This is a genomic window from Enterobacter sp. JBIWA005 (assembly GCF_019968805.1).
In the GTDB taxonomy this organism is placed as follows: domain Bacteria; phylum Pseudomonadota; class Gammaproteobacteria; order Enterobacterales; family Enterobacteriaceae; genus Enterobacter; species Enterobacter vonholyi.
In genome coordinates this window covers 3,311,972-3,337,487 of record NZ_CP074159.1, presented here as the reverse complement: position 1 = coordinate 3,337,487, position 25,516 = coordinate 3,311,972, and the positions used below count along the sequence as shown (strand labels likewise).

Sequence of the window (25,516 nt, the reverse complement as noted above, 5' to 3'; positions counted from 1 at the left end):
GCGCAAACATTAAAAACGGTAACCGACGGGTTACCGTTTTGCTTTTACCTTTCGCACCCGGCAACAAACCGCACAAATGCCTCTGTCATACAGGGGCATTTTCTTTTTCTTCTCTGTGTTTTAGCTCGCACTTTTTCGTTTCCCCGATTGGCTGAATGTAAAAAAATGGTTAAGACTATTATCAGGTCAGACCACTTTATGTTTGCGAAAAATTTTTTACAGGGGAGTGTTATGAGTCAGGCATTACCGCTAATTACCCGTCAGGGCGATCGCATTGCCATAGTCAGTGGATTGCGAACGCCATTTGCGCGTCAGGCAACGGCGTTTCATGGCATACCGGCCGTTGACCTGGGGAAAATGGTAGTGGGGGAGATGCTGGCTCGCAGCGAAATTTCGCCTGAGGTCATCGAGCAGCTGGTGTTCGGTCAGGTCGTGCAGATGCCTGAAGCTCCCAATATTGCGCGGGAAATCGTACTCGGTACCGGGATGAACGTGCATACCGATGCCTACAGCGTCAGTCGCGCCTGCGCAACCAGTTTCCAGGCCGTGGCTAACGTCGCTGAAAGCCTGATGGCGGGCACTATTCGCGCCGGAATTGCAGGTGGGGCAGACTCCTCTTCGGTGCTGCCGATTGGGGTCAGTAAAAAGCTGGCGCGTATCCTGGTCGATGCCAACAAAGCCCGTACGACGGGTCAGAAACTCAAACTCTTCTCGCGTTTACGTCTGCGCGATCTGATGCCCGTGCCACCTGCCGTAGCGGAATACTCCACTGGCCTGCGCATGGGCGATACCGCCGAGCAGATGGCTAAAACCTACGGCATTACCCGTGAGCAGCAGGATGCGCTGGCGCATCGTTCACATCAGCTTGCGGCAAAAGCCTGGTCGGAAGGCAAGCTGACCGATGAGGTCATGACCGCCTATGTTCCCCCCTACCGTGAACCGCTTGTGGAAGATAACAATATTCGCGGCACCTCGACGCTGGCGGATTACACAAAGCTGCGCCCGGCGTTTGACCGCAAGCACGGCACGGTGACGGCGGCGAACAGTACGCCGCTGACGGACGGGGCCGCCGCCGTGATCCTTATGACCGAATCCCGCGCGAAAGAGCTGGGCATCACTCCCCTGGGCTATTTACGCAGCTATGCCTTCACCGCCATTGATGTCTGGCAGGACATGTTGTTAGGTCCGGCATGGTCCACGCCGCTGGCGCTGGAGCGCGCGGGGCTGACGATGGCTGATTTGACCCTGATTGATATGCATGAAGCGTTTGCCGCGCAGACTCTGGCAAACGTTCAGCTACTGGCAAGCGAGCGTTTCGCGCGCGATGTGCTGGGCCGCGCCCATGCCACAGGCGAAGTGGATCAGAGTAAGTTCAACGTGCTGGGTGGTTCTATCGCCTACGGTCATCCGTTTGCCGCCACCGGTGCGCGAATGATCACGCAAACATTACATGAACTCCGTCGCCGCGGCGGCGGGTTTGGCCTCGTTACCGCCTGTGCGGCGGGTGGCCTTGGCGCAGCAATGGTTCTGGAGGCTGAATAATGGATATGCCATCTGCATTTAATCTGACGGTTCGCCTCGATAACGTGGCCGTTATCACTATTGATGTGCCTGATGAAAAGATGAATACCCTGAAGGCCGAATTTGGTGTTCAGGTGCGCGCGATGCTAAAGCAGATCCGCGAAAACAAAGCCATTCGCGGCCTGGTGTTTATCTCAGCCAAACCCGACAACTTTATAGCCGGGGCGGATATCAACATGATCGACCGGGCGCAAAACGCACTGGAAGCCGAAGAGCTGGCGCGTCAGGGCCAGCAGGTAATGTCGGAGATCAACAGCCTGCCGATCCCGGTTATCGCAGCGATCCACGGCGCCTGTCTGGGCGGCGGGCTTGAGCTGGCGCTGGCATGTCACAGCCGGATTTGTACTGACGATGCAAAAACCATCCTGGGCCTGCCGGAAGTGCAGCTGGGCCTGCTGCCTGGCTCCGGCGGAACGCAACGACTGCCGCGCCTCGTGGGCGTCAGCACGGCGCTGGAGATGATCTTAACCGGTAAACAGCTGCGCGCCCGTCAGGCGCTAAAAGCCGGTCTGGTCGATGACGTCGTGCCGCAGTCTATTTTACTGGAAGCCGCCGTCGAGCTTGCGCTGAAAGGGCGTCAGGCAAAACGTCCTCTGCCGGTCCGTGAGCGCGTGCTGGCTGGTCCGCTGGGAAGAACGCTTCTGTTCAACATGGTGGGTAAAAAGACGGAACAAAAAACCAAAGGCAACTACCCGGCGGCAAAGCGGATCCTGGAAGTGATCGAAACCGGGCTGTCGCAGGGAAGCAGCAGCGGCTATGCCGCGGAGGCCAAAGCCTTCGGCGAACTGGCGATGACGCCGCAGTCACAGGCGCTGCGCAGCATCTTCTTCGCCAGCACAGACGTGAAAAAAGATCCCGGCAGCGAGGCTGAGCCTGCACCGCTGCGTGCCATTGGCGTACTGGGTGGGGGGCTCATGGGCGGCGGTATCTCTTTTGTTACCGCCAGCAAAGGCAAATTACCTGTACGTATCAAAGACATTAACCCTAAGGGGATCAACCACGCGCTGCAGTACAGCTGGCAGAACCTTGATCAAAAGGTCAAACGCCGCCATATCAAAGCAAGCGAGCGTGATAAAACCCTGGCGATGATCTCCGGTACGACGGATTACAGCGGTTTTGCGCACCGCGATCTGGTGATTGAAGCCGTGTTTGAAGATCTGGCGCTTAAGCAGCAGATGGTGGCAGACGTTGAGCAACATTGTGCTCCGCATACCATTTTTGCCTCCAATACGTCGTCATTACCGATTGGCGATATCGCGGCGAAAGCCGCGCGTCCGGAGCAGGTGATTGGGCTGCACTTCTTTAGCCCGGTCGAAAAAATGCCGCTGGTGGAAGTCATTCCACACGCGACGACCAGTCCGCAAACCATCGCCACGGTAGTCAAACTTGCGAAGAAGCAGGGGAAAACGCCGATCGTAGTAGCAGATAAGGCCGGCTTCTACGTCAACCGCATTCTGGCTCCCTATATTAATGAAGCCATGCGGTTGCTGACGGAAGGCGAGAAGATCGAGTACGTCGACGAGGCGCTGGTAAAGTTTGGTTTCCCCGTAGGCCCAATCCAACTTTTGGATGAGGTGGGAATAGACACCGGCACTAAAATTATACCAGTGCTGGAAGCCGCATACGGCGATCGTTTCAGCCCACCTGCAAATATTGTTTCTGCGATTTTGAAGGACGATCGCAAAGGCAGAAAAAATGAACGCGGTTTCTATCTTTACGGCGCGAAAGGGCGTAAAAGCAGAAAACAGGTCGACCCTTCTGTTTATGGACTTATTACGACTTCTGGTCAGGGAAAACTCTCTGCCGTTCAGTGCGCTGAGCGCTGCGTGATGATGATGCTCAATGAAGCGTCGCGCTGCTTTGGTGAGCAGGTGATCAAGAGCGCGCGCGATGGCGACATTGGTGCGGTATTTGGCATTGGTTTCCCGCCGTTCCTTGGCGGCCCGTTCCGTTACATGGATACGCTCGGCGCGGGTGAAGTGGTTGCAATCCTGCAACGTCTGGCTTCGCAGTATGGTCCACGGTTTACACCGTGTGACCAATTATTGCAGATGGCGGAACGGGGCCAGACATTTTGGCCAGCAAGGGAAACTGTCCTCGTAAGCTGAGGTCAAAGAAGGGTAAATCCTGAAGTGAAGGAACCTGTTCTGGCGATTTTGTAAACAGAGATTGACTATACTTACGCCATTGAGGTAAAAAACAGCGTTTCATTCACCGAATGGATCAGGCACAATGCCCGGCCATCGGGTTTTCTACCTCACAGCATTTATCGCGGGTAGTTAACGCCGGTGATTCTGGTTAACAAAAGCGGTGCAATATGCAAGTTTTTATCATGCGTCACGGCGACGCGGCACTCGATGCCGCCAGTGACTCAGTACGTCCTTTGACCGTCTGTGGCTGCGACGAATCTCGTCTGATGGCGACCTGGCTTAACGGTCAAAAAGTGGACATCGAACGCGTTCTGGTGAGTCCGTTCCTGCGTGCAGAACAGACGCTTGACGTGGTAGGGGAGTGTATGAACCTACCATCCAGCGTGGATGTTCTCCCTGAACTCACCCCGTGTGGCGATGTAGGCCTTGTCAGCGCTTATCTTCAGGCGCTGTGCAATGAAGGTGTCGCTTCCGCGCTGGTCATTTCCCACCTGCCACTGGTTGGCTATCTGGTATCTGAGCTTTGCCCTGGCGAAACCCCGCCTATGTTCACGACATCCGCTATTGCCAATGTTTCTCTCGACGAAACGGGCAAAGGTGTCTTCAACTGGCAAATGAGTCCGTGCAACCTGAAGATGGCAAAAGCGATCTGACGTGACGTGCGATATGGCGGGGTGCAATGTGCTTCCCGCCATTCTGTCAGGGCAACTCTGGCGGTTGCCACTCTTCCACTTCAATCAACACCAGCAACGCGGCATCTCCGCCGTACTCTTTCGGTGCCTGATGAAAAGCCATCACGTGCGGGTGCTGCGCCAGCCAGAGGGGCGTCTGTTGCTTGAGAATATGTTTACCGTGGCCATGCATTACGCAGGCGCAAAAAACATGTTCGCGACGGCAGGCGGCAATCAATGCCCCCAACTCCTGTTTCGCCTGCATCTGCGTTAAGCCGTGGAGATCGAGAAACAGCTCCGGCGAATAATCCCCGCGGCGTAATTTTTTCAGCTCAAAATGGCTGACGTCTTCGCGTACATACTTAACAGCCCCTTGCGTATTAAGCAGCGGCTGAAATTCATCTGAAAAATAGTGGCTGTTATCGGCCTGCTCCTGCAGCAGGCGTTTGACCGGTATTTCGCTGATTTTTTTACGCTGCGGGCGATGAACGATGGTGTCCTGCGCGATCTTACGCGTCCCGGTCATCAGCTGTCGGAAGAGCGCCTGATCCTCCTCACTGAGCGATGTTTTCTTTTTCATTCGTCATTCTCATCTCGTATTTCCGATAGTGTACCCGACTAAACGCATTTTTTAACCTCAAGCGGTACGCGTCATTGCTGATTTATCGCCGTCTTCATGGCAAACTAGCCGCCGAAAATTATGCGAGCATGCCCTGGAGGAAAGAGTGGATAAAATATTTGTCGATGAAGCAGTAAACGAGCTGCATACCATACAGGACATGTTGCGCTGGTCGGTTAGCCGCTTCAGCGCCGCCAATATCTGGTACGGTCACGGTACCGATAACCCTTGGGATGAAGCCGTGCAGCTGGTGCTGCCGTCCCTCTACCTGCCGCTGGATATCCCGGAAGACATGCGCACCGCGCGCCTGACCTCCAGCGAAAAACACCGCATCGTTGAGCGCGTGATCCGCCGCGTGAACGAGCGTATTCCGGTCGCCTATCTGACCAACAAAGCCTGGTTCTGCGGCCACGAGTTCTATGTCGATGAACGCGTGCTGGTGCCGCGTTCCCCGATTGGCGAGCTGATTAACAATCACTTTGAAGGCCTGATCGGCCATCAGCCGCAGCACATTCTCGATATGTGTACCGGGAGCGGCTGTATCGCGATTGCCTGCGCTTACGCCTTCCCGGAAGCGGAAGTGGACGCGGTTGATATCTCCACCGACGCGCTGGCCGTGACCGAGCACAACATCGAAGAGCACGGCCTGATCCATCACGTTACGCCAATTCGCTCCGATCTGTTCCGCGACCTGCCCACGCTGCAGTACGATCTGATCGTCACCAACCCGCCGTACGTCGATGCGGAAGACATGTCCGATCTGCCGAACGAATACCGCCACGAGCCGGAGCTGGGTCTGGCGTCTGGCTCTGACGGCCTGAAGCTGACCCGCCGCATTCTGGCCTGCGCGCCGGATTATCTGACCGACGACGGCGTTCTGATTTGTGAAGTGGGCAACAGCATGGTACATCTGATAGAGCAGTACCCGGATGTGCCGTTCACCTGGCTTGAGTTCGACAACGGCGGTGACGGCGTCTTTATGCTGACCAAAGCGCAGCTGCTCGACGCGCGCGAACACTTCAGCATCTATAAAGATTAATCCAGCGGGCTTCGGCCCGTTTCACAACGCTCAAACACAAACAACAACATCGGAGCCGTGATGGCAGGAAACACTATTGGACAGTTATTCCGCGTGACCACCTTTGGCGAGTCACACGGGCTGGCGCTGGGCTGTATCGTTGATGGCGTACCGCCAGGCATCGAACTGACCGAAGCCGATTTACAGCACGACCTCGACCGTCGTCGTCCGGGCACCTCTCGCTACACCACGCAGCGCCGCGAGCCGGACCAGGTCAAAATTCTCTCCGGCGTCTTTGAAGGCCGCACCACCGGCACCAGCATTGGTCTGCTGATTGAAAACACCGATCAGCGCTCCCAGGACTACGGCGCCATCAAAGACGTGTTCCGTCCGGGCCATGCCGACTATACCTACGAACAAAAGTACGGGTTCCGCGACTATCGCGGCGGCGGACGCTCTTCCGCCCGTGAAACCGCAATGCGCGTGGCGGCTGGCGCCATTGCCAAAAAATACCTGCAGCAGAAATTTGGCATCGTTATCCGCGGCTGTCTGACCCAGATGGGCGAGATTCCGCTGGCGATCAAAGACTGGGATCTGGTCGAGCAAAACCCGTTCTTCTGTGCCGATGCCGACAAGCTGGACGCGCTGGACGAACTGATGCGCGGCCTGAAAAAAGAGGGCGACTCCATCGGGGCGAAAGTGACCGTGGTGGCCGACGGCGTTCCGCCAGGCTGGGGCGAACCGGTATTTGACCGTCTCGACGCCGACATCGCCCACGCGCTGATGAGCATCAACGCGGTAAAGGGCGTAGAGATTGGCGACGGTTTTGACGTGGTATCCCTGCGCGGCAGCCAGAACCGCGACGAAATCACGAAAGCGGGCTTCCAGAGCAACCACGCGGGCGGCATCCTGGGCGGGATCAGCAGCGGGCAGCAGATTGTTGCCAACATCGCGCTGAAGCCAACCTCCAGCATTACCGTGCCGGGCCACACGATTAACCGCGATGGCGAAGAAGTTGAGATGATCACCAAAGGACGTCACGATCCGTGCGTGGGGATCCGCGCGGTGCCGATCGCAGAGGCGATGCTGGCGATCGTGCTGATGGATCACTTCCTGCGCCAGCGCGCGCAGAATGCGGATGTGACGACCACCATTCCACGCTGGTAAACATGAAAAAAACCGCAATTGCTCTGCTGGCGCTGCTTGCCAGTGGAGCCAGTCTGGCCGCCACACCGTGGCAAAAAATCACCCATCCGGTGGCGGGGAGCGCGCAGTCGATCGGCGCCTTTTCCAACGGCTGTATCGTGGGCGCGCAGGAACTTCCGCTGCAATCGGATACCTATCAGGTGATGCGTACCGACCAGCGTCGTTACTTCGGCCACCCGGATCTGGTGCTGTTCATTCAGCGACTGGGAAACCAGGTTCATAACCTGGGGCTGGGCACGATGCTGATCGGCGATATGGGGATGCCTGCCGGCGGTCGTTTTAACGGTGGACACGCCAGTCACCAGACCGGACTGGATGTTGATATCTTCCTGCAGTTGCCTAAAGCCCGCTGGACCGCCGCCCAACTGCTGAAACCGCAGGCGCTGGATCTGGTGGCGAGCGACGGCAAGCGCGTTGTGCCGTCCCTGTGGACGCGGGACGTATCCAGCATGATCAAGCTGGCGGCAGAAGATAACGACGTCACGCGGATTTTCGTTAACCCGGCCATCAAGCAGCAGCTCTGCCTGGATGCCGGAACCGATCGTGACTGGCTGCGCAAAGTGCGGCCGTGGTTCCAGCATCGTGCGCACATGCACGTTCGTCTGCGCTGCCCGGCGAATAGCCTGGAATGTGAAGATCAGCCGCTACCTCCGCCGGGCGATGGCTGCGGTGCGGAACTGCAAAGCTGGTTTGAACCGGCAAAACCTGGAACCTCTAAGCCTGAGAAGAAGACACCGCCTCCGCTGCCGCCTTCCTGCCAGGCGCTACTGGATGAGCATGTACTTTAATGGATAATTTCGTCGATCTGTTTATGGTGTCACCGCTGTTGCTGGTGGTGCTGTTCTTTGTGGCCATGCTGGCCGGCTTTATCGATGCCCTTGCGGGCGGCGGCGGGTTGTTAACCGTTCCCGCGCTGCTGGCGGCGGGCATGAGCCCGGCGCAGGCGCTTGCCACCAATAAGCTGCAGGCCTGCGGCGGCTCGCTCTCGGCGTCGCTCTATTTTATTCGCCGCAAGGTGGTGAGCCTGGCCGATCAGAAGCTCAATATCCTGATGACCTTTATCGGCTCAACGTCGGGCGCGCTGCTGGTGCAGCACGTGCAGTCGGATATTTTGCGCCAGATCCTGCCGGTTCTGGTTATCTGCATCGGTCTCTACTTCCTGCTGATGCCGAAGCTCGGCGAGGAAGACCGCCAGCGTCGTCTGCACGGCCTGCCGTTTGCCCTGATTGCCGGGGGCTGCGTCGGCTTTTACGACGGTTTCTTCGGCCCGGGGGCAGGCTCGTTTTACGCGTTGGCGTTCGTGACGCTAGCCGGGTTTAACCTCGCCAAGTCGACCGCCCATGCCAAAGTGCTCAACGCCACCTCGAACCTCGGCGGCCTGCTGCTGTTTATCATTGGCGGCAAGGTCATCTGGGCAACCGGGTTTGTGATGATGGCAGGGCAGTTCCTGGGCGCGCGCGCGGGCTCGCGCCTGGTATTAAGCAAAGGGCAAAAACTGATTCGCCCGATGATCGTCATCGTCTCGGCCGTGATGAGCGCCAAACTACTTTATGACAGCCATGGACAGGAGATCCTCACCTGGTTGGGGATGCACTAATGAACAGTACGCATAAATACGAACAGCTGATTGAGATTTTCGACGGCTGTTTTGCTGACGATTTTAATACCCGTCTGATTAAAGGCGACGACGAACCGATCTATCTTCCTGCAGATGACGAGGTTCCGTATAACCGCATCGTCTTTGCCCACGGCTTTTACGCCAGCGGCTTGCACGAGATTTCGCACTGGTGCATCGCCGGAAAAGCGCGGCGCGAGCTGGTAGACTTTGGTTACTGGTACTGCCCGGACGGACGTGACGCCGCGACGCAGGGGCAGTTTGAAGATGTGGAAGTCAAACCGCAGGCGCTGGAATGGCTGTTCTGCGTCGCGGCGGGTTTCCCGTTCAACGTCAGCTGCGATAACCTCGAAGGCGACTTCGAGCCAGACCGTATCGTCTTCCAGCGCCGCGTGCATGCGCAGGTGATGGAATATCTTGAGAAAGGCATCCCGGAACGTCCGGCGCGCCTGATCGAGGCCTTACAGAATTATTACCACACGCCGGCGATCGCGGCGGAATGCTTCCCTTGGCCGGAAGATCTTTAAAAGAGGAAAGAAGATGATCGCAGAATTTGAATCACGCATTCTGGCGTTAATTGATGACATGGTGGAACACGCCAGCGATGATGAGCTGTTCGCCAGCGGTTATCTGCGTGGTCACCTGACGCTCGCTGTAGCCGAGCTTGAAGCGGGGGACGATCACTCTGCCGACGCCGTTCACGAAGAAGTGACCCGCAGCCTGGAGAAAGCCATTCAGGCCGGGGAACTCTCTCCGCGCGACCAGTCTCTGGTGCTGGGCATGTGGGACAACCTGTTCCAGCAGGCAAAAGCGAAGTAAGTGTTTCACCACCCTCTCCCTGTGGGAGAGGGGCGGGGTGAGGGCCCCGGAACGCACCCTACTTAATCTTCTTCCCCTTCAGCAGTTTCCGCACCCACAATCGATTCGGATTCAGGCCCGCAAGCGTAATTCTGTCCAGCGGAATCGGCTCTCCGCTCATTTGCGCGGCTAAGACTTCGGCCAGAAGCGGCGCAGAACACAGCCCGCGAGAACCCAGCCCGCCGAGTATATACAGTTCCGGATAAACCGGAGCGCTCACCGCTTTATCCCGGTTATCAGCAAGGTTCTGATAAACCTCAAGCGTTGCCTCATAGTCCGGCACATTGCCCGCCATCGGCAGATGATCGCGGGTGGCGCAGCGCACGCCGCAGCGCGCGTCTCCGGCGCTGACGTCGACTTCTTTCGCCCACGCCGCATCCGGGAAGCAGTCAATCAGACGCTGGCGGTTCTGCGCCTGATCCACTTCGCTGTAGCGCATATCCGTTTTGCCACGATGATAGCTGGCCCCGATGCAGTGATGGCCGTTAGACGGATTTTGCGGCGTCAGATAGCCGTCATAGCACAGCACCTGGCGCAGTTTGCCGAGCTCAGGCGCGGTGGGAATATGGCTTACCTGGCCGCCAACAGGATAAACCGGCAACGACTCCGTCTGGGTAAACTGGCTGATGTGATGTCCGTTTGCCAGCACAACGCTGGCATGGCGTGCCTCTTTGCCATTAGCAAAACGCAGATCCCAGCATTCTGTCCGGCTCAGCGATTCAACCTTGTAGGCATACTGCACCGTCAGCCCGCGCGACTGCGCCAGGGCAATGACCGCCGCGGTCAGTTCAGCCGGGCACAGCCAGCCGCCGAGCGGATACTGAATGCCCCCACACCCGGTTTCCACGCCACAGGTGTCTTCCACCTCTTGCGCACTTACCGCGCGGGCAATCTCTTCGGGCAGGCCCAGAGACAGCATCTGCGCGATCTTCTGCTGGCTCTTCTCATCCCAGCCGAGCTGCGTGACGCCGCACCAGTCATGGTCGAAGGCCACCGGAAGCGCGTCATAAAGGCGACGAGCGAAGGTAAACGCTGCCGGGAAAAACTGGAACAGAGCCGGGTCGTGCGCGCTTAAAAGCGGATAGAGCGCCCCCTGACGGTTGCCGGACGCGCCGCTGGCGGGCGCGTCGTCAGCACAGTAGAGCGTGACCTGCCAGCCGCGCTGGAGAAGGGCGAGCGAGAGCAGGGCGCTGGCGATCCCGCCGCCAACGATCGCTACGTCGCGCGATGCGCTGGCGCGGCGCGCAAACCAGGGCGTCTGAGCGGGTATGTCCAGCGTCTGCTCCATCCTACCGACCAGCATGTCGCGCTTGCGGCCAAAGCCTTTGGTCTTCTGCATGGTAAAGCCCGCCTCCTGCAGTCCGCGGCGGACAAAGCCTGCCGAGGTGAAGGTGGCAAGCGTCGCGTCAGGACGCGCCAGCCGCGCCATCGCGTTAAACAGATGCTGGCTCCACATGTCCGGGTTTTTGGCGGGGGCAAAACCGTCCAGGAACCACGCGTCGACCTTCTGATTCATCGAATCATCGAGCCTGTCGGTCAGGTCGTTGATGTCGCCGAGCCATAAGTCCAGCGTGACGCGTCCACCGTCCAGAATCAGACGGTGACAGCCGCCGATGTGGGGCGGCCACTGCGCCTGAAGCTGTTCTGCCCAAGGCGCAAGCTCCGGCCAGCGCTGGTGGGCAAGCCGCAGATCGTGCGCGGTGAGCGGGAATTTTTCGAAACTGATGAAATGTAATCTTTGTAGCGTAGCCTCGGGGTAAGCAGCGTGGAACTGGTTAAACGCCTGCCAGAGGGTTAAAAAATTCAGCCCGGTGCCGAATCCACTTTCCGCGACCACAAACAGGCTCCGCGGGTGCGCCGGGAAGCGGGTGCTGAGCTGGTTTCCATCGAGGAAAACATAGCGAGTTTCTTCGAGTCCGTTATCATTAGAAAAATAGACGTCATCAAAATCTCGGGAAACAGGTGTACCCTCAGCGTTGAATTCGAGGTTGGCGGGTTGTATAGCGTTTTGTTTCACGTAAGTTACTCGTCTGACAGGCAGTGGCACGATCTTAACGATGTGAGTCCATCGGTGCAAATTTCCGCAGAAAATGTCTGATCGGACTTGTTCGGCGTACAAGTGTACGCTATTGTGCGACTCGAAACTTACTATAGTGCGACTTACAGAGGTATTGAATGAAACGTGCAGTGATTACTGGCCTGGGCATTGTTTCCAGCATCGGTAATAACCAGCAGGAAGTCCTGGCATCTCTGCGTGAAGGACGCTCCGGGATCACTTTCTCTGAAGAGTTTAAAGATTCAGGTATGCGTAGCCACGTATGGGGTAACGTCAAACTGGACACCACCGGTTTGATCGACCGCAAAGTGGTTCGTTTCATGAACGATGCCTCTATTTACGCTTATCTCTCCATGCAGGAAGCGATCAAAGATTCCGGCCTGAGCGAAGAGGTTTATCAGAACAACCCGCGCGTGGGTCTGATTGCCGGTTCCGGCGGCTCATCTAAAGCGCAGGTATTCGGTGCTGACGCAATGCGTAGCCCGCGTGGTCTGAAAGCGGTAGGTCCGTACGTGGTTACTAAAGCCATGGGTTCTGCGGTTTCCGCGTGCCTGGCGACCCCGTTCAAAATCCACGGTGTGAACTACTCCATCAGCTCCGCGTGTGCGACTTCCGCGCACTGCATTGGTAATGCTGTTGAGCAGATCCAACTGGGTAAACAGGACATCGTATTTGCTGGCGGCGGTGAAGAGCTGGGCTGGGAAATGGCCTGTGAATTCGACGCGATGGGCGCATTGTCCACCAAGTACAATGAAACCCCGGACAAAGCCTCTCGTACCTACGATGCGCACCGTGACGGTTTCGTTATCGCGGGCGGCGGCGGTATGGTTGTGGTTGAAGAACTGGAGCACGCCCTGGCACGTGGTGCGCACATCTACGCTGAAATCGTTGGCTACGGTGCGACGTCTGACGGTGCCGACATGGTTGCGCCATCCGGCGAAGGCGCGGTGCGCTGCATGAAGATGGCGATGCACGGCGTTGACACCCCAATCGACTACCTGAACTCCCACGGTACCTCTACTCCTGTAGGCGACGTGAAAGAGCTGGGTGCGATCCGTGAAGTCTTCGGCGACAACAGCCCGGCGATCTCCGCGACTAAAGCCATGACCGGTCACTCTCTGGGTGCGGCTGGCGTGCAGGAAGCGATCTACTCTCTGCTGATGCTGGAAAACGGCTTTATCGCGCCAAGCATCAACATTGAAGAGATGGACGAGCAGGCTGCCGGCCTGAACATCGTGACCAAACCAACGGAAGCGACGCTGACTACCGTCATGTCAAACAGCTTCGGCTTCGGTGGCACCAACGCCACGCTGGTTATGCGTAAGCTGAAAGCATAAGTTTTAAGTTTGATTCCGAAAGGGAGCCATAAGGCTCCCTTTTTTATGCATTGACAAGCGGCTGATCTCACAGGCAAACTTTACCCCTCAACATTATCCTCACGATAATGCGTAAGCGTTTAACGTCAACCAACGCACCTTAATCCTGATAATCAGGTAGAGGGGGCGTGGCATTTTCCCGCCTTACTCTTCATTTCGGAGTAAAGCATGACTGCAGTAACTCAAACAGAAACAACCCCTTCAGCGAACGTCTCGCTGTTCCGTATCGCCTTTGCGGTATTCCTGACCTATATGACCGTTGGCCTGCCGCTGCCGGTGATCCCGCTTTTCGTTCATCAGGAACTGGGCTATGGCAACACCATGGTCGGCATTGCCGTGGGCATTCAGTTTTTAGCCACGGTATTAACCCGCGGTTACGCCGGACGTCTGGCGGATCAGCACGGTGCCAAGCGCTCGGCGCTGCAGGGCATGTTTGCCTGCGGGCTAGCGGGCGGCGCCTGGCTGCTGGCGGCTCTACTGCCGGTCGATGCCGCGTATAAATTTGCGCTGCTGGTGCTGGGCCGTTTAATTCTTGGCTTCGGTGAAAGCCAGCTGCTGACCGGCACCCTGACCTGGGGAATGGGGCTGGTGGGGCCTGCTCGTTCCGGTAAGGTGATGTCCTGGAACGGTATGGCCATCTATGGCGCGTTGGCTGCCGGTGCGCCGCTTGGGCTGCTTATCAATAGCCAGTTTGGATTTGCGGCATTGGCCGCAACCACCATGGTTTTACCTCTGCTGGCGTGGGCGTTTAACGGCTCGGTGCGTAAGGTGCCCGCGCACAAAGGCGAGCGACCTTCCCTGTGGAGCGTGGTAGGCCAAATCTGGCAGCCGGGTCTTGGCCTGGCGCTGCAGGGCGTGGGTTTTGCGGTGATTGGGACGTTCGTTTCGCTCTATTTTATGAGCCGTGGCTGGGCGATGGCCGGTTTTACGCTCACCGCTTTTGGCGGCGCGTTTGTGCTAATGCGCGTCTTCTTCGGCTGGATGCCGGATCGCTTTGGCGGCGTGAAGGTGGCGGTGGCGTCGCTGGTGATTGAGACCATCGGTCTGCTGCTGCTGTGGAATGCTCCCGTGGCTTCCGTTGCGTTGCTTGGTGCGGCGCTGACCGGCTGCGGCTGTTCACTGATCTTCCCGGCGCTGGGTGTTGAAGTGGTGAAGCGCGTGGCCCCGCAGGTGCGCGGTACGGCGCTGGGCGGCTATGCGGCGTTTCAGGATATCTCATACGGGGTAACCGGACCGCTGGCAGGGGTGTTAGCCACCTCGTTTGGCTATCCGTCCGTCTTCCTGGCAGGTGCGGTTTCCGCGGTGGTTGGGATTGTGGTCACGCTGGTGGCGTTTCGCAGGACTTGAGCCGTTGTAGGCCCGGTAAGCGCAGCGCCACCGGGCCAAACCTCAGACAACCAGCCAGAAAATCGCCAGTGCAATCAGTAGCGCAATAAACATCAATCCCGGACGCGCGGAGAGCGTTCTGAAGGTTTCCACGACCGGCGCAAACAGCGGGCTGTAGATCGGCTGAATGTTTCTCACCTCCGGCACGCCGCCTTCACGCTCTGCGCGGCGAACGAAGATCTGGTTGAGCAGATCCTGCACCTGCGCGGTGGTCAGTACCGTCTGCGGCGTGGCCTGCCAGTTTTGCTGGGCGTATTCCCGAATCACCTCGAACTCGTGCGGCTCAAGCGGCTGTTTCAGCGCGGCCTGGACGGTATGCAGGGTAGGGGCGCTCTGGGTGCTGAGCGTCTGGCGCGCCTGAAGCCAGGTCACCAGATGAGTAAACTGTTTGGCCGGGATTAACTCACCCGCCTTCACGCCGGACAGCTCCAGCATGGATTGCCAGATAAGCTTCGTTGGTTCACCGGTGGCCGCGGCCAGCTTCGTCACCATCTGCTTGAGCGTATTGTGCTCGGCGGGCAGCAGAGGACGCTCGGTCGCCGGGCGCACCTGTGGCTGCGGAATAGACAGCTCGTTATTCTGCAGCAGGGTCAGCACGGTTTTGAGCTGGTCGGGCGTCAGCTGGCCCAGCGCGGTCTGACCATACTGCTGGCGAATAAAATCACTTACCGCCTGGCGGTTATTTCCCTGGCCCAGCAGCTCCGTCAGCTGAGAAACAATCTGGCGGGTGGTGTGGTTCTGCTGCGCGGTCGTAATACGCTGGTTCAGATTTTGTTCGGCCGCCGGGAAATGGCGCGACTGCAGCGGTGCGTCGTTCCTCACGCCTAAATCATGCTTTACCCCGGCCCAGACTTCCGCGTTTTGCTGCGAAGTCAGCGCAATCAGGCGCGTGATCAGTCGCTCCAGCACGGTGCGCTGTTGCGTGGATAGCGGTTGTTCACCGGCAACGTTTGGCGTGACCGGGCCTTCACCCGGAGGGCGTGGCGGCGTACCTGAAATGGGCTGCATCGTCAAAAATCCTTAAAGTCAAAACTCAGCGTAAACCTGGCAGACGTATATGCCTGGCGGCCAGATTATGGCACACTTGGCAGGTTTTCTTCCTCTCAAACAGGTACTCAGACGTGAAAATCCTCGTTGATGAAAATATGCCTTACGCCCGTGAGCTGTTTAGCCGCCTGGGTAACGTTAAGGCTGTTCCTGGTCGCCCGATCCCGGTCAACGAACTGGACGATGCCGACGCCCTGATGGTGCGCTCGGTGACCAAGGTAAATGAGGCGTTGCTCGCCGGTAAGGCGATTAAGTTCGTTGGGACCGCAACGGCAGGGACCGATCATGTGGATGATAAATGGCTGAAGCAGGCCGGAATCGGTTTTTCCGCCGCACCGGGCTGCAACGCCATTGCCGTCGTGGAATACGTTTTCTCCTCGCTGCTGATGCTGGCCGAGCGCGACGGTTTTGCGCTGAAAGACCGCACCGTGGGGATTGTCGGCGTGGGTAACGTCGGCGGGCGCCTGCAAAAGCGCCTGGAAGCGTTAGGGATCCGCACGCTGCTGTGCGATCCGCCGCGCAAAGACAACGGCGAGGACGGGGATTTCCGCTCGCTGGACGAGCTGGTTGAACAGTGTGACGTGCTGACGTTCCACACGCCGCTGTTTAAAGAGGGTCCGTATAAGTCGCTGCATCTTGCCGATGAGGCGCTCATTCGCCGTCTGAAGGCTGGCACTATTCTGATAAATGCCTGTCGTGGTCCGGTAGTCGATAACGCCGCGTTGCTGACGTGTCTGAACGAAGGACAAGATCTCAGCGTGGTGCTGGACGTCTGGGAGCCGGAGCCGGACCTCAACGTTGAGCTGCTTAACAAGGTGGACGTGGGCACCGCGCATATCGCCGGTTATACCCTCGAAGGGAAAGCCCGCGGCACGACGCAGGTCTTCGAGGCCTATAGCGCCTTTATCGGCCATCCGCAGCAGGTGGCGCTGGATACCTTACTTCCCGCGCCTGAATTTGGCCGCATTACTCTCCACGGCCCGCTCGATCAGGCAACGCTGAAAAGGCTGGTACATTTGGTGTATGATGTGCGCCGCGATGATGCGCTGCTGCGTAAAGTGGCAGGGATCCCGGGCGAGTTTGATAAGCTGCGCAAGAACTACGTTGAGCGCCGCGAGTGGTCTTCCCTGTATGTGATGTGCGACGACGCCCCGGCGGCGATGCTGCTGCACAAGCTGGGGTTTAACGCCGTTCATCACCCGGCGCATTAATGTCTTCTTAATGCTCCCTGTCGGATACTCCGACAGGGACGCTTTTTTATTTCTGGAGTAAACCACCATGTCTGAAGGCTGGAACATTGCCATTTTAGGTGCCACGGGTGCCGTGGGCGAAGCCCTGCTCGAAACGCTTGCTGAGCGTCAGTTCCCGGTGGGCGATATCTATGCGCTGGCGCGTACCGATAGCGCGGGTGAGCATCTGCGTTTTAACAGTAAATCCGTCATGGTTCAGGATGCGGCGGCGTTCGACTGGACGCAGGCGCAGCTGGCGTTTTTCGCTGCAGGTGCTGAAGCCACTGCGGCGTACGTTGAAGAGGCGACCAACGCAGGCTGCCTGGTGATTGACCTGAGCGGCCTGTTCTCCATGGAGCCGGATGTGCCGCTGGTGGTGCCGGACGTGAACCCGTTTGTGCTGGCTGACTACCGCAACCGTAACATCATTGCGGTGCCGAACAGCCTGACCAGCCAGCTGCTGACTGCACTGAAACCGCTGATCGACGACGGCGGCCTGTCGCGCATTACCGTCACCAGCCTGCTGTCGGCGTCCGCAAACGGCAAAAAGGCCGTTGACGCGCTGGCCGGGCAGAGCGCGAAGCTGCTGAACGGCATTCCGATTGATGAAGATGATTTCTTTGGCCGCCAGCTGGCGTTCAACATGCTGCCGCTATTGCCGGATCGCGAGGGCTCCGTGCGCGAAGAGCGCCGTATCGTCGATGAGGTGCGTAAAATTCTGCAGGACGATGGCCTGATGATCTCCGCAAGCGTCGTGCAGTCCCCGGTCTTCTACGGTCACGCGCAGATGGTCGGCTTTGAAGCGCTGCGTCCCCTGGCGGCAGAAGAGGCGCGCGATGCGTTTGGCCGCGGGGAAGACATCGTCCTCTCTGAAGAGAGCGAGTTCCCGACCCAGGTGGGCGATGCTACCGGTAGCGCGCATCTTTCCGTTGGCTGCGTGCGTAACGACTACGGTATGCCGGAGCAGGTCCAGTTCTGGTCCGTTGCCGACAACGTTCGTTTCGGCGGCGCGCTGATGGCGGTCAAGATCGCTGAAAAACTGGTGCAGGAGTACCTGTACTGATGTCAGACGTGGAACAAACGCCGGTTCATAAAATTGCCCTCGGTATTGAATACGACGGCAGTAAATATTATGGCTGGCAGCGTCAGAATGAGGTGCGCAGCGTTCAGGAGAAGCTGGAGAAAGCGCTCTCTCAGGTGGCAAACGAGCCGATTAATGTCCTGTGCGCAGGCCGTACGGATGCCGGCGTTCACGGCACGGGGCAGGTGGTTCACTTTGAAACCACCGCCGTGCGTAAGGATGCCGCCTGGACGCTGGGCGTAAATGCGAATTTACCTGGTGACATTGCGGTGCGCTGGGTGAAAGCTGTGCCGGATGATTTTCACGCGCGCTTCAGCGCCACGGCGCGCCGTTACCGCTACGTCATCTACAATCAGCGCCTGCGTCCGGCTGTGTTAAGCCAGGGCGTGACGCATTTTTATGAACCGCTCGACGCAGAACGTATGCATCGCGCGGCGCAGTGTCTGATTGGTGAAAATGACTTTACGTCGTTTCGTGCGGTGCAGTGTCAATCCCGTACGCCGTGGCGCAACGTCATGCACATCAACGTCAGCCGTTTTGGCGCGTATGTGGTGGTGGATATCAAAGCCAATGCCTTTGTACATCATATGGTTCGGAATATTGTGGGCAGCCTGATGGAAGTAGGTGCCGGACACCAGCCGGAGAGCTGGATTGCAGACCTGCTGGCAGCGAAGGACAGAACGCTTGCGGCAGCCACGGCGAAAGCGGAAGGATTGTATCTGGTCTCAGTAGACTATCCGGAACGATTTGACATGCCGAAACCGCCAATGGGCCCGCTGTTTTTAGCGGACTAAACAAAGGTGCAATAAGGGCTTAGACAATATGGACGTAATACGTTTTCTGATTGATTTCATTTTGCATATTGATGTTCACCTGGCGGAGCTGGTCGCGCAGTACGGCGTCTGGGTTTACGCCATTCTGTTCCTCATTCTGTTTTGTGAAACCGGTCTGGTCGTTACCCCATTCCTGCCAGGGGATTCACTGCTGTTCGTTGCCGGGGCGTTATCGGCGTTACCCACCAATGACCTGAACGTGCATCTTATGGTTGTGCTGATGGTAATTGCCGCCATTGTCGGTGATGCGGTCAACTATACGATTGGTCGCGTATTCGGTGAGCGGCTTTTCAGCAATCCGGATTCGAAAATTTTCCGTCGCAGTTATTTAGATAAAACCCATGCGTTTTATGAACGCCATGGCGGTAAAACCATTATCCTTGCGCGTTTTGTGCCTATTGTGCGCACATTTGCACCGTTTGTGGCGGGAATGGGACATATGTCCTATCGTCATTTTGCCATGTATAACGTCGTGGGGGCGCTGCTGTGGGTACTGCTGTTTACCTATGCGGGTTACCTGTTTGGCGATCTTCCGGTTGTCCAGGAAAACCTTAAGTTACTGATTGTAGCGATTATTGTGCTTTCCGTACTGCCTGGCGTTATCGAAATTATTCGTCACAAACGTGCGGCGGCAAAACAAGCGAAGTAAATGCACGCTGGCGGTTCGACCACTTTTTTATCCAAAGTTTCGGGCTGTTATGTTTTAATGTGCAACATTCATGGTCTGTTGGAGGCAAAAATGGCATTATTCGCCTCTTATAGCAAAACTGGCATACGACCAGGTTCAGGCAGAAAGGTTATCAATGAGCTGGATTGAACGAATTAAAAGCAACATTACCCCAACGCGCAAAGCGAGCATTCCTGAAGGGGTATGGACGAAGTGTGATAGCTGCGGTCAGGTTCTGTATCGCGCAGAGCTGGAACGCAACCTTGAGGTGTGTCCGAAGTGTGACCACCATATGCGTATGTCGGCGCGCAACCGCCTGCATAGCCTGCTGGACGAAGGTTCTCTGGTAGAACTGGGCAGCGAGCTTGAGCCAAAAGACGTGCTGAAGTTCCGCGATTCCAAGAAATATAAAGATCGTCTGGCCTCCGCACAGAAAGAGACCGGCGAGAAAGACGCGCTGGTCGTCATGAAAGGCACCCTGCATGGGATGCTGGTTGTTGCCGCTGCGTTTGAGTTCTCCTTTATGGGCGGCTCAATGGGCTCCGTGGTCGGTGCGCGCTTCGTGCGTGCCGTTGAGCAGGCGCTGGAAGACAACTGTCCGCTGATCTGTTTCTCTGCCTCCGGCGGAGCACGTATGCAGGAAGCGCTGATGTCCCTGATGCAGATGGCTAAAACCTCTGCAGCGCTGGCGAAGATGCAGGAGCGCGGTCTGCCGTACATCTCCGTGCTGACCGACCCAACCATGGGCGGCGTCTCCGCGAGCTTCGCGATGCTGGGCGACCTGAACGTCGCTGAGCCAAAAGCGCTGATCGGCTTTGCGGGTCCTCGCGTTATCGAGCAGACCGTTCGTGAAAAACTGCCGCCGGGCTTCCAGCGCAGTGAGTTCCTCATCGAGAAAGGCGCCATCGACATGATCGTCCGCCGTCCGGAAATGCGCCTGAAGCTGGCGAGCATCCTGGCGAAGCTGATGAATCTGCCAGCGCCAAACCCGGATGAGCCGCGCGAAGGCGTGGTGGTACCGGATCAGGAACCCGAGGCCTGATAACTGAAAAGGGCAGGGCCGGTTGGCGCTGCCCTTTTGCTTTCTAATCTGTTAATGACAACCGGGCATTATGGAAAATAAAAGCATTCCCCAAGCCACGTCGCCCCTGGCCGCGTGGCTTTCTTATCTGGAAAACCTGCACAGTAAAACCATCGATATGGGGCTTGAACGGGTGAGCCAGGTTGCCGCGCGTCTTGATGTGCTCAAACCGGCACTTTTCGTGTTCACCGTCGCAGGGACCAACGGTAAAGGCACGACCTGCCGCACGCTGGAGTCCGTCCTGATGGCGGCTGGTTACAGGGTAGGCGTTTATAGCTCTCCACACCTGGTCCGCTACACCGAGCGGGTTCGCGTGCAAAATCGCGAACTGCCGGAATCCGCGCATACGGCGTCGTTCGCGGAAATTGAAGCCGCGCGCGGTGAGATCTCATTAACCTATTTTGAATACGGCACCCTGTCGGCCCTGTGGCTGTTTAAACAGGCGCAGCTGGATGTGGTGATCCTTGAGGTTGGCCTCGGCGGACGTCTTGATGCAACCAATATCGTGGATGCAGATGTGGCGGTGGTCACCAGCATCGCGCTGGATCATATCGACTGGCTGGGTCCGGATCGTGAAAGCATTGGCCGCGAGAAGGCCGGTATTTTCCGGGCAAATAAGCCCGCCGTGGTCGGCGAGCCGGATATGCCGCACACTATTGCTGACGTAGCAAATGAGAAGGGCGCGCGTCTGCTGCGCCGCGGCGTTGACTGGCAGTATGAAGTGCGTGACAACGCCTGGTGCTTTAGCGATGCACAGGGCGCGCTGGACAACCTGCCGCTGCCGCAGGTACCACAGCCTAACGCGGCGACGGCCCTGGCGGCACTTCGTGCGAGCGGCCTCGTGGTCAGCGAGCAGGCGATCCGCGACGGCATACAGAGCGCGATTCTGCCAGGGCGTTTCCAGATTGTCAGCGAGTCACCGCGCCTGATTCTGGACGTGGCGCATAACCCGCATGCGGCGGCGTATCTCGCGGGACGTCTCAAATCGTTACCAAAAACCGGGCGCGTGCTGGCGGTTATCGGTATGCTTCATGATAAAGATATCGGCGGGACGCTGGCCTGCATGGAGAGTGTGGTCGATAGCTGGTATTGTGCTCCTCTGGAGGGGCCGCGCGGCGCGACGGCCGAGCAGCTGAAGGAACATCTCGGCAAAGGCGCAATCTACAGTAGCGTGGCTCAGGCCTGGCATGCCGCGATGGCGGATGCTAAACCAGAAGATACCGTGCTGGTGTGTGGTTCATTCCACACGGTGGCACATGTCATGGAAGTGATGGACGCGGGGAGAACCGGTGGCGAGTAAGTTTCAGAACCGTTTAACAGGAACCATTGTGCTGGTCGCGCTCGGGGTGATTATTCTTCCCGGGCTGCTCGACGGGCAGAAAAAGCATTATCAGGATGAGTTTGCCGCTATTCCGCTGGTGCCTAAACCGGGTGACCGCGATGAGCCGGATATGCTGCCCGCGGCGACGCAGGCGCTCCCTGCTCAGCCACCGGAAGGGGCGGCGGAAGAGGTGCGCGCGGGCGATGCCGCAGCACCGTCGCTCGATCCGTCTCGCCTGGCGGCAGCGAGCAGCAGCGATATCGATCCGGTGCCGGTAGAGCAGCCTAAACCGGTTGAAAAACCGAAGCCGGTTGAGAAGCCGCAGCCGAAACCGCAGCGGGATAAAACGGCAGAACAGCTCGCCGCGGCGTCAGAAACCCCACCGCCAGCAAAACCAGTGCAGCAGGACGCTGCAGCCCCAACGGGTAAAGCCTACGTGGTGCAGCTCGGTGCGCTGAAAAATGCCGATAAAGTCAACGAGGTCGTAAGCAAACTGCGCAGTGCGGGATATCGTGTTTACACTTCACCTTCCACGCCGGTGCAGGGTAAAATTACCCGTATCCTCGTGGGGCCAGAAGCGTCTAAAGACAAGCTTAAAGGGTCGCTGGGTGAGCTGAAGCAGATCTCCGGCCTGAGCGGTGTGGTGATGGGCTACAGCGCAAACTAAGTACGACCTGCTCCTTTAAGAGAGAGGCGATAGGCCACGGCGATGAACATTTTTTCAGCGCCTTTTTTATTTACGCGCGGGAAGGAAATCCCTACGCAAACGTTTTCTTTTTCTGTTAGAATTCGCCCCGAACTTGATGACAGGGCGTTAAATCGTGGGACACATATGGTCTGGATTGATTACGCCATCATTGCGGTGATTGGTTTTTCCTGTCTGGTTAGCCTGATCCGTGGCTTTGTTCGTGAAGCGTTATCGCTGGTGACTTGGGGTTGTGCTTTCTTTGTCGCCAGTCATTACTACACTTACCTGTCTGTCTGGTTCACGGGCTTTGAAGATGAACTGGTCCGAAACGGAATTGCCATCGCGGTGCTGTTTATCGCAACGCTGATTGTCGGCGCTATCGTGAATTACGTGATAGGTCAGCTGGTCGAGAAAACCGGTCTGTCAGGAACGGACAGGGTGCTCGGGATCTGTTTCGGAGCGTTGCGAGGCGTGCTGATTGTGGCCGCGATCCTGTTCTTCCTGGATACCTTCACCGGGTTCTCCAAAAGCGAAGACTGGCAGAAATCGCAGCTCATTCCAGAGTTCAGCTTCATCATCAGATGGTTCTTTGACTATCTGCAAAGCTCGTCGAGTTTTTTGCCCAGGGCATAAACCCTGAGATGTGGCTTAACGAGGAAAAGACGAATGTGCGGTATTGTCGGTATCGCCGGTTTCATGCCGGTAAACCAGTCGATTTATGACGCGTTAACGGTGCTTCAGCACCGTGGGCAGGATGCTGCGGGTATCATCACCATTGATGCAAACAACTGCTTCCGTTTACGCAAGGCGAATGGCCTGGTAAACGATGTGTTTGAAGCCCGCCATATGCAGCGTCTGCAAGGTAATATGGGGATCGGTCACGTTCGTTATCCTACTGCTGGCAGTTCCAGCGCCTCCGAGGCACAGCCTTTCTACGTCAACTCACCGTACGGCATCACCCTTGCCCATAACGGCAACCTGACGAACGCACATGAGCTGCGTAAAAAGCTGTTCGAAGAGAAACGTCGCCACATTAACACCACCTCTGATTCTGAAATCCTGCTCAATGTGTTCGCCAGCGAGCTGGATAACTTCCGTCACTATCCGCTGGAAGCAGACAACATCTTTGCCGCGATTGCCGCGACAAACCGTCAGATCCGCGGCGCGTACGCCTGCGTTGCGATGATCATCGGTCACGGTATGGTCGCCTTCCGCGATCCAAACGGCATTCGTCCGCTGGTGCTCGGTAAGCGCGACCTTGGCGATGGCCGTACTGAATATATGGTTGCCTCTGAAAGCGTGGCGCTGGATACCCTGGGCTTCGAATTCCTGCGCGACGTTGCGCCGGGCGAAGCGGTCTACATCACCGAGAAGGGACAGCTGTTTACCCGCCAGTGTGCCGATAACCCGGTCAGTAACCCGTGCCTGTTTGAATACGTTTACTTTGCCCGTCCGGATTCCTTCATCGACAAGATTTCCGTCTACAGCGCGCGCGTCAACATGGGCACCAAGCTGGGCGAGAAGATTGCCCGCGAGTGGGACGATCTCGACATCGACGTGGTTATTCCTATCCCGGAAACCTCCTGCGATATCGCGCTGGAGATCGCCCGCATTCTGGATAAGCCATACCGTCAGGGCTTCGTGAAGAACCGCTACGTTGGCCGCACGTTTATCATGCCGGGGCAGCATCTGCGCCGTAAGTCCGTGCGCCGCAAGCTGAATGCCAACCGCGCGGAGTTCCGCGACAAGAACGTTCTGCTGGTGGATGACTCCATCGTTCGCGGCACCACCTCTGAGCAGATTATCGAGATGGCGCGCGAAGCGGGTGCGAAGAAAGTCTACCTGGCCTCTGCTGCGCCGGAGATTCGCTTCCCGAACGTGTACGGTATTGATATGCCAACCGCCAACGAGCTGATCGCTCACGGTCGTGAAGTGGATGAAATTCGTCAGATCATCGGTGCCGACGGCCTGATTTTCCAGGATCTGAACGATCTTATCGACGCGGTGCGTGCCGAGAATCCGGAAATTCAGCAGTTTGAATGCTCCGTGTTTAACGGTATTTACGTGACCAAAGACGTTGACCAGCAGTACCTCGACTATCTTGATTCACTGCGCAACGACGACGCCAAAGCCGTCCAGCTGCAGAACGATCTCGAAAGCTTAGAGATGCACAACGAAGGTTGATGCTCCGGCAGGTGAGGGCGAATGCCCTCACTTGCAACTCCCCGCAAAATCCTGCACAGTCTGCCCTGAAATCAGTAAGGGCGAAAATCATGAAACGACTCATTGTTGGGCTCAGCGGCGCCAGCGGCGCGATTTACGGCGTACGTTTGTTACAGGTTCTGCGTAGCGTGACGGACGTCGAAACCCATCTGGTGATGAGCCAGGCGGCGCGGCAGACCCTCTCTCTGGAAACCGATCTCTCCCTGCGCGATGTTCAGGCACTGGCGGACGTGGTTCACGATGCCCGTGATATCGCCGCCAGCATCTCTTCAGGCTCGTTTAAAACGACCGGCATGGTTATCCTGCCCTGTTCGATTAAAACGCTCTCCGGCATTGTGAACAGCTATACCGACACCCTGGTGACGCGCGCGGCGGATGTGGTGCTGAAGGAGCGTCGCCCTCTTGTGCTCTGCGTGCGGGAAACGCCGCTGCACCTGGGCCATCTGCGCTTAATGACGCAGGCTGCGGAGCTGGGCGCTGTCATCATGCCGCCAGTACCCGCGTTCTATCATCGCCCGACCTCGCTGGATGACGTGATTAATCAGACCGTTAATCGCGTGCTGGATCAGTTTGACATCGACCTGCCCGAAGATCTCTTCAGCCGCTGGCAGGGTGCCTGAATCTGTGCACAAACCAGGTGCATGAAAAGACAAGTTGCCCTGTTTCAGGGCAATTATGCAACGGCGATCATATCCTCGACATTTAATTCGTTTTTTCCCTTTTTCTCTTTCCGGTTCGTTCGGCAGACCTGCTATCTTTCACCAGTAAGGCAATATCGCAACGTTTTATTAACATATTTAACGTCGAAGT

The 25,516-nt window shown here is 57.3% G+C and carries 24 protein-coding genes; 21 read left to right on the top strand and 3 right to left on the bottom strand.

Annotation, left to right across the window (positions count from 1 at the left end; translation table 11 throughout):
- The first annotated feature begins 231 nt into the window (after positions 1-231).
- From fadI to sixA, 3 genes are all read left to right on the top strand, one after another.
- Positions 232-1,542, top strand: a complete 1,311-nt coding sequence (gene fadI / locus KGP22_RS15780; protein WP_111965243.1) for an acetyl-CoA C-acyltransferase FadI — start codon at positions 232-234, stop codon at positions 1,540-1,542.
- Entirely contained in the window at positions 1,542-3,689 is a 2,148-nt protein-coding gene (gene fadJ / locus KGP22_RS15775; RefSeq protein WP_223580087.1) for a fatty acid oxidation complex subunit alpha FadJ, read from the top strand. The genes fadI and fadJ overlap by 1 nt, the downstream gene beginning before the upstream one ends.
- Positions 3,690-3,898: 209 nt before the next feature.
- Positions 3,899-4,384 carry a phosphohistidine phosphatase SixA gene (sixA, locus tag KGP22_RS15770; RefSeq protein ID WP_045330962.1) on the top strand — a complete coding sequence of 162 codons (486 nt, stop codon included), beginning with the start codon at positions 3,899-3,901 and terminating at the stop codon, positions 4,382-4,384.
- A gap of 46 nt (positions 4,385-4,430) precedes the next feature.
- Here sixA and smrB read toward each other — a convergent pair whose 3' ends face one another.
- Positions 4,431-4,982 (bottom strand): endonuclease SmrB, encoded by a 552-nt coding sequence (gene smrB, locus KGP22_RS15765; RefSeq protein ID WP_111965245.1) that lies wholly within the window; start codon positions 4,980-4,982, stop codon positions 4,431-4,433.
- Positions 4,983-5,127: 145 nt separating this feature from the next.
- Between smrB and prmB the strand changes: the two genes are divergently transcribed.
- Genes prmB through KGP22_RS15735 form a run of 6 tightly spaced genes read left to right on the top strand, consistent with a single transcriptional unit; the run spans position 5,128 to position 9,679 of the window.
- Entirely contained in the window at positions 5,128-6,060 is a 933-nt protein-coding gene (gene prmB, locus KGP22_RS15760) for a 50S ribosomal protein L3 N(5)-glutamine methyltransferase (protein ID WP_008502612.1), read from the top strand.
- Between the two features lie 60 nt (positions 6,061-6,120).
- Complete coding sequence (aroC, locus tag KGP22_RS15755; protein ID WP_149366428.1) at positions 6,121-7,206, top strand: chorismate synthase; 1,086 nt, start codon at positions 6,121-6,123, stop codon at positions 7,204-7,206.
- 2 nt (positions 7,207-7,208) lie between these two features.
- Positions 7,209-8,033 (top strand): penicillin-insensitive murein endopeptidase, encoded by an 825-nt coding sequence (mepA, locus tag KGP22_RS15750; RefSeq protein ID WP_111965247.1) that lies wholly within the window; start codon positions 7,209-7,211, stop codon positions 8,031-8,033.
- Positions 8,033-8,842 carry a sulfite exporter TauE/SafE family protein gene (locus KGP22_RS15745; protein WP_045908744.1) on the top strand — a complete coding sequence of 270 codons (810 nt, stop codon included), beginning with the start codon at positions 8,033-8,035 and terminating at the stop codon, positions 8,840-8,842. The genes mepA and KGP22_RS15745 overlap by 1 nt, the downstream gene beginning before the upstream one ends.
- Positions 8,842-9,387 (top strand): elongation factor P hydroxylase, encoded by a 546-nt coding sequence (locus KGP22_RS15740; protein ID WP_111965248.1) that lies wholly within the window; start codon positions 8,842-8,844, stop codon positions 9,385-9,387. Before KGP22_RS15745 ends, KGP22_RS15740 begins: the two co-directional genes overlap by 1 nt.
- A 13-nt stretch (positions 9,388-9,400) precedes the next feature.
- Positions 9,401-9,679 (top strand): YfcL family protein, encoded by a 279-nt coding sequence (locus KGP22_RS15735; protein ID WP_048029667.1) that lies wholly within the window; start codon positions 9,401-9,403, stop codon positions 9,677-9,679.
- Positions 9,680-9,737: 58 nt separating this feature from the next.
- On the opposite strand, the gene mnmC is transcribed toward KGP22_RS15735, so the two are convergent.
- Complete coding sequence (mnmC, locus tag KGP22_RS15730; RefSeq protein WP_223580085.1) at positions 9,738-11,735, bottom strand: bifunctional tRNA (5-methylaminomethyl-2-thiouridine)(34)-methyltransferase MnmD/FAD-dependent 5-carboxymethylaminomethyl-2-thiouridine(34) oxidoreductase MnmC; 1,998 nt, start codon at positions 11,733-11,735, stop codon at positions 9,738-9,740.
- A gap of 158 nt (positions 11,736-11,893) precedes the next feature.
- Between mnmC and fabB the strand changes: the two genes are divergently transcribed.
- Positions 11,894-13,111, top strand: a complete 1,218-nt coding sequence (fabB, locus tag KGP22_RS15725; protein ID WP_014832795.1) for a beta-ketoacyl-ACP synthase I — start codon at positions 11,894-11,896, stop codon at positions 13,109-13,111.
- Positions 13,112-13,318: 207 nt separating this feature from the next.
- Positions 13,319-14,497: an MFS transporter gene (locus KGP22_RS15720; RefSeq protein ID WP_032659215.1), complete on the top strand. Its 1,179-nt coding sequence runs from the start codon at positions 13,319-13,321 to the stop codon at positions 14,495-14,497.
- Between the two features lie 42 nt (positions 14,498-14,539).
- Here KGP22_RS15720 and flk read toward each other — a convergent pair whose 3' ends face one another.
- Complete coding sequence (flk, locus tag KGP22_RS15715) at positions 14,540-15,544, bottom strand: flagella biosynthesis regulator Flk (RefSeq protein ID WP_111965252.1); 1,005 nt, start codon at positions 15,542-15,544, stop codon at positions 14,540-14,542.
- 113 nt (positions 15,545-15,657) lie between these two features.
- On the opposite strand from flk, the gene pdxB reads away from it, so the two are divergent.
- The 10 genes from pdxB to KGP22_RS15665 all read left to right on the top strand — a co-directional run bounded on the left by pdxB (position 15,658) and on the right by KGP22_RS15665 (position 25,326).
- Positions 15,658-16,794 carry a 4-phosphoerythronate dehydrogenase PdxB gene (gene pdxB, locus KGP22_RS15710; RefSeq protein WP_223580083.1) on the top strand — a complete coding sequence of 379 codons (1,137 nt, stop codon included), beginning with the start codon at positions 15,658-15,660 and terminating at the stop codon, positions 16,792-16,794.
- Between the two features lie 67 nt (positions 16,795-16,861).
- Positions 16,862-17,875: an aspartate-semialdehyde dehydrogenase gene (locus KGP22_RS15705; protein WP_223580081.1), complete on the top strand. Its 1,014-nt coding sequence runs from the start codon at positions 16,862-16,864 to the stop codon at positions 17,873-17,875.
- Positions 17,875-18,687: a tRNA pseudouridine(38-40) synthase TruA gene (gene truA / locus KGP22_RS15700; protein ID WP_223580079.1), complete on the top strand. Its 813-nt coding sequence runs from the start codon at positions 17,875-17,877 to the stop codon at positions 18,685-18,687. The genes KGP22_RS15705 and truA overlap by 1 nt, the downstream gene beginning before the upstream one ends.
- A gap of 28 nt (positions 18,688-18,715) precedes the next feature.
- Complete coding sequence (locus KGP22_RS15695) at positions 18,716-19,375, top strand: DedA family protein (RefSeq protein ID WP_008502599.1); 660 nt, start codon at positions 18,716-18,718, stop codon at positions 19,373-19,375.
- A 154-nt stretch (positions 19,376-19,529) separates the two neighbouring features.
- Complete coding sequence (gene accD / locus KGP22_RS15690) at positions 19,530-20,435, top strand: acetyl-CoA carboxylase, carboxyltransferase subunit beta (RefSeq protein ID WP_223580068.1); 906 nt, start codon at positions 19,530-19,532, stop codon at positions 20,433-20,435.
- Between the two features lie 70 nt (positions 20,436-20,505).
- Positions 20,506-21,774, top strand: a complete 1,269-nt coding sequence (gene folC / locus KGP22_RS15685) for a bifunctional tetrahydrofolate synthase/dihydrofolate synthase (protein WP_223580066.1) — start codon at positions 20,506-20,508, stop codon at positions 21,772-21,774.
- Positions 21,764-22,462 carry a cell division protein DedD gene (dedD, locus tag KGP22_RS15680; protein ID WP_223580064.1) on the top strand — a complete coding sequence of 233 codons (699 nt, stop codon included), beginning with the start codon at positions 21,764-21,766 and terminating at the stop codon, positions 22,460-22,462. Before folC ends, dedD begins: the two co-directional genes overlap by 11 nt.
- Before the next feature lie 165 nt (positions 22,463-22,627).
- A complete protein-coding gene (gene cvpA, locus KGP22_RS15675) occupies positions 22,628-23,116 on the top strand; it encodes a colicin V production protein (RefSeq protein ID WP_000262116.1) in 489 nt (162 codons plus the stop codon).
- Between the two features lie 33 nt (positions 23,117-23,149).
- A complete protein-coding gene (gene purF / locus KGP22_RS15670) occupies positions 23,150-24,667 on the top strand; it encodes an amidophosphoribosyltransferase (protein WP_021241570.1) in 1,518 nt (505 codons plus the stop codon).
- Between the two features lie 89 nt (positions 24,668-24,756).
- Entirely contained in the window at positions 24,757-25,326 is a 570-nt protein-coding gene (locus tag KGP22_RS15665) for a UbiX family flavin prenyltransferase (protein ID WP_223580062.1), read from the top strand.
- Positions 25,327-25,516 lie beyond the last annotated feature (190 nt).

Coding starts and splice junctions, on each gene's coding strand:
- KGP22_RS15740 (WP_111965248.1), top strand. CDS start 8,842: ATGAACAGTACGCATAAATACGAACAGCTGATTGAGATTTTCGACGGC.
- accD (WP_223580068.1), top strand. CDS start 19,530: ATGAGCTGGATTGAACGAATTAAAAGCAACATTACCCCAACGCGCAAA.
- mepA (WP_111965247.1), top strand. CDS start 7,209: ATGAAAAAAACCGCAATTGCTCTGCTGGCGCTGCTTGCCAGTGGAGCC.
- KGP22_RS15695 (WP_008502599.1), top strand. CDS start 18,716: ATGGACGTAATACGTTTTCTGATTGATTTCATTTTGCATATTGATGTT.
- cvpA (WP_000262116.1), top strand. CDS start 22,628: ATGGTCTGGATTGATTACGCCATCATTGCGGTGATTGGTTTTTCCTGT.
- truA (WP_223580079.1), top strand. CDS start 17,875: ATGTCAGACGTGGAACAAACGCCGGTTCATAAAATTGCCCTCGGTATT.
- flk (WP_111965252.1), bottom strand. CDS start 15,544: ATGCAGCCCATTTCAGGTACGCCGCCACGCCCTCCGGGTGAAGGCCCG.
- KGP22_RS15705 (WP_223580081.1), top strand. CDS start 16,862: ATGTCTGAAGGCTGGAACATTGCCATTTTAGGTGCCACGGGTGCCGTG.
- fabB (WP_014832795.1), top strand. CDS start 11,894: ATGAAACGTGCAGTGATTACTGGCCTGGGCATTGTTTCCAGCATCGGT.
- aroC (WP_149366428.1), top strand. CDS start 6,121: ATGGCAGGAAACACTATTGGACAGTTATTCCGCGTGACCACCTTTGGC.
- fadI (WP_111965243.1), top strand. CDS start 232: ATGAGTCAGGCATTACCGCTAATTACCCGTCAGGGCGATCGCATTGCC.
- KGP22_RS15665 (WP_223580062.1), top strand. CDS start 24,757: ATGAAACGACTCATTGTTGGGCTCAGCGGCGCCAGCGGCGCGATTTAC.
- fadJ (WP_223580087.1), top strand. CDS start 1,542: ATGGATATGCCATCTGCATTTAATCTGACGGTTCGCCTCGATAACGTG.
- KGP22_RS15745 (WP_045908744.1), top strand. CDS start 8,033: ATGGATAATTTCGTCGATCTGTTTATGGTGTCACCGCTGTTGCTGGTG.
- folC (WP_223580066.1), top strand. CDS start 20,506: ATGGAAAATAAAAGCATTCCCCAAGCCACGTCGCCCCTGGCCGCGTGG.
- KGP22_RS15720 (WP_032659215.1), top strand. CDS start 13,319: ATGACTGCAGTAACTCAAACAGAAACAACCCCTTCAGCGAACGTCTCG.
- smrB (WP_111965245.1), bottom strand. CDS start 4,982: ATGAAAAAGAAAACATCGCTCAGTGAGGAGGATCAGGCGCTCTTCCGA.
- purF (WP_021241570.1), top strand. CDS start 23,150: ATGTGCGGTATTGTCGGTATCGCCGGTTTCATGCCGGTAAACCAGTCG.
- KGP22_RS15735 (WP_048029667.1), top strand. CDS start 9,401: ATGATCGCAGAATTTGAATCACGCATTCTGGCGTTAATTGATGACATG.
- sixA (WP_045330962.1), top strand. CDS start 3,899: ATGCAAGTTTTTATCATGCGTCACGGCGACGCGGCACTCGATGCCGCC.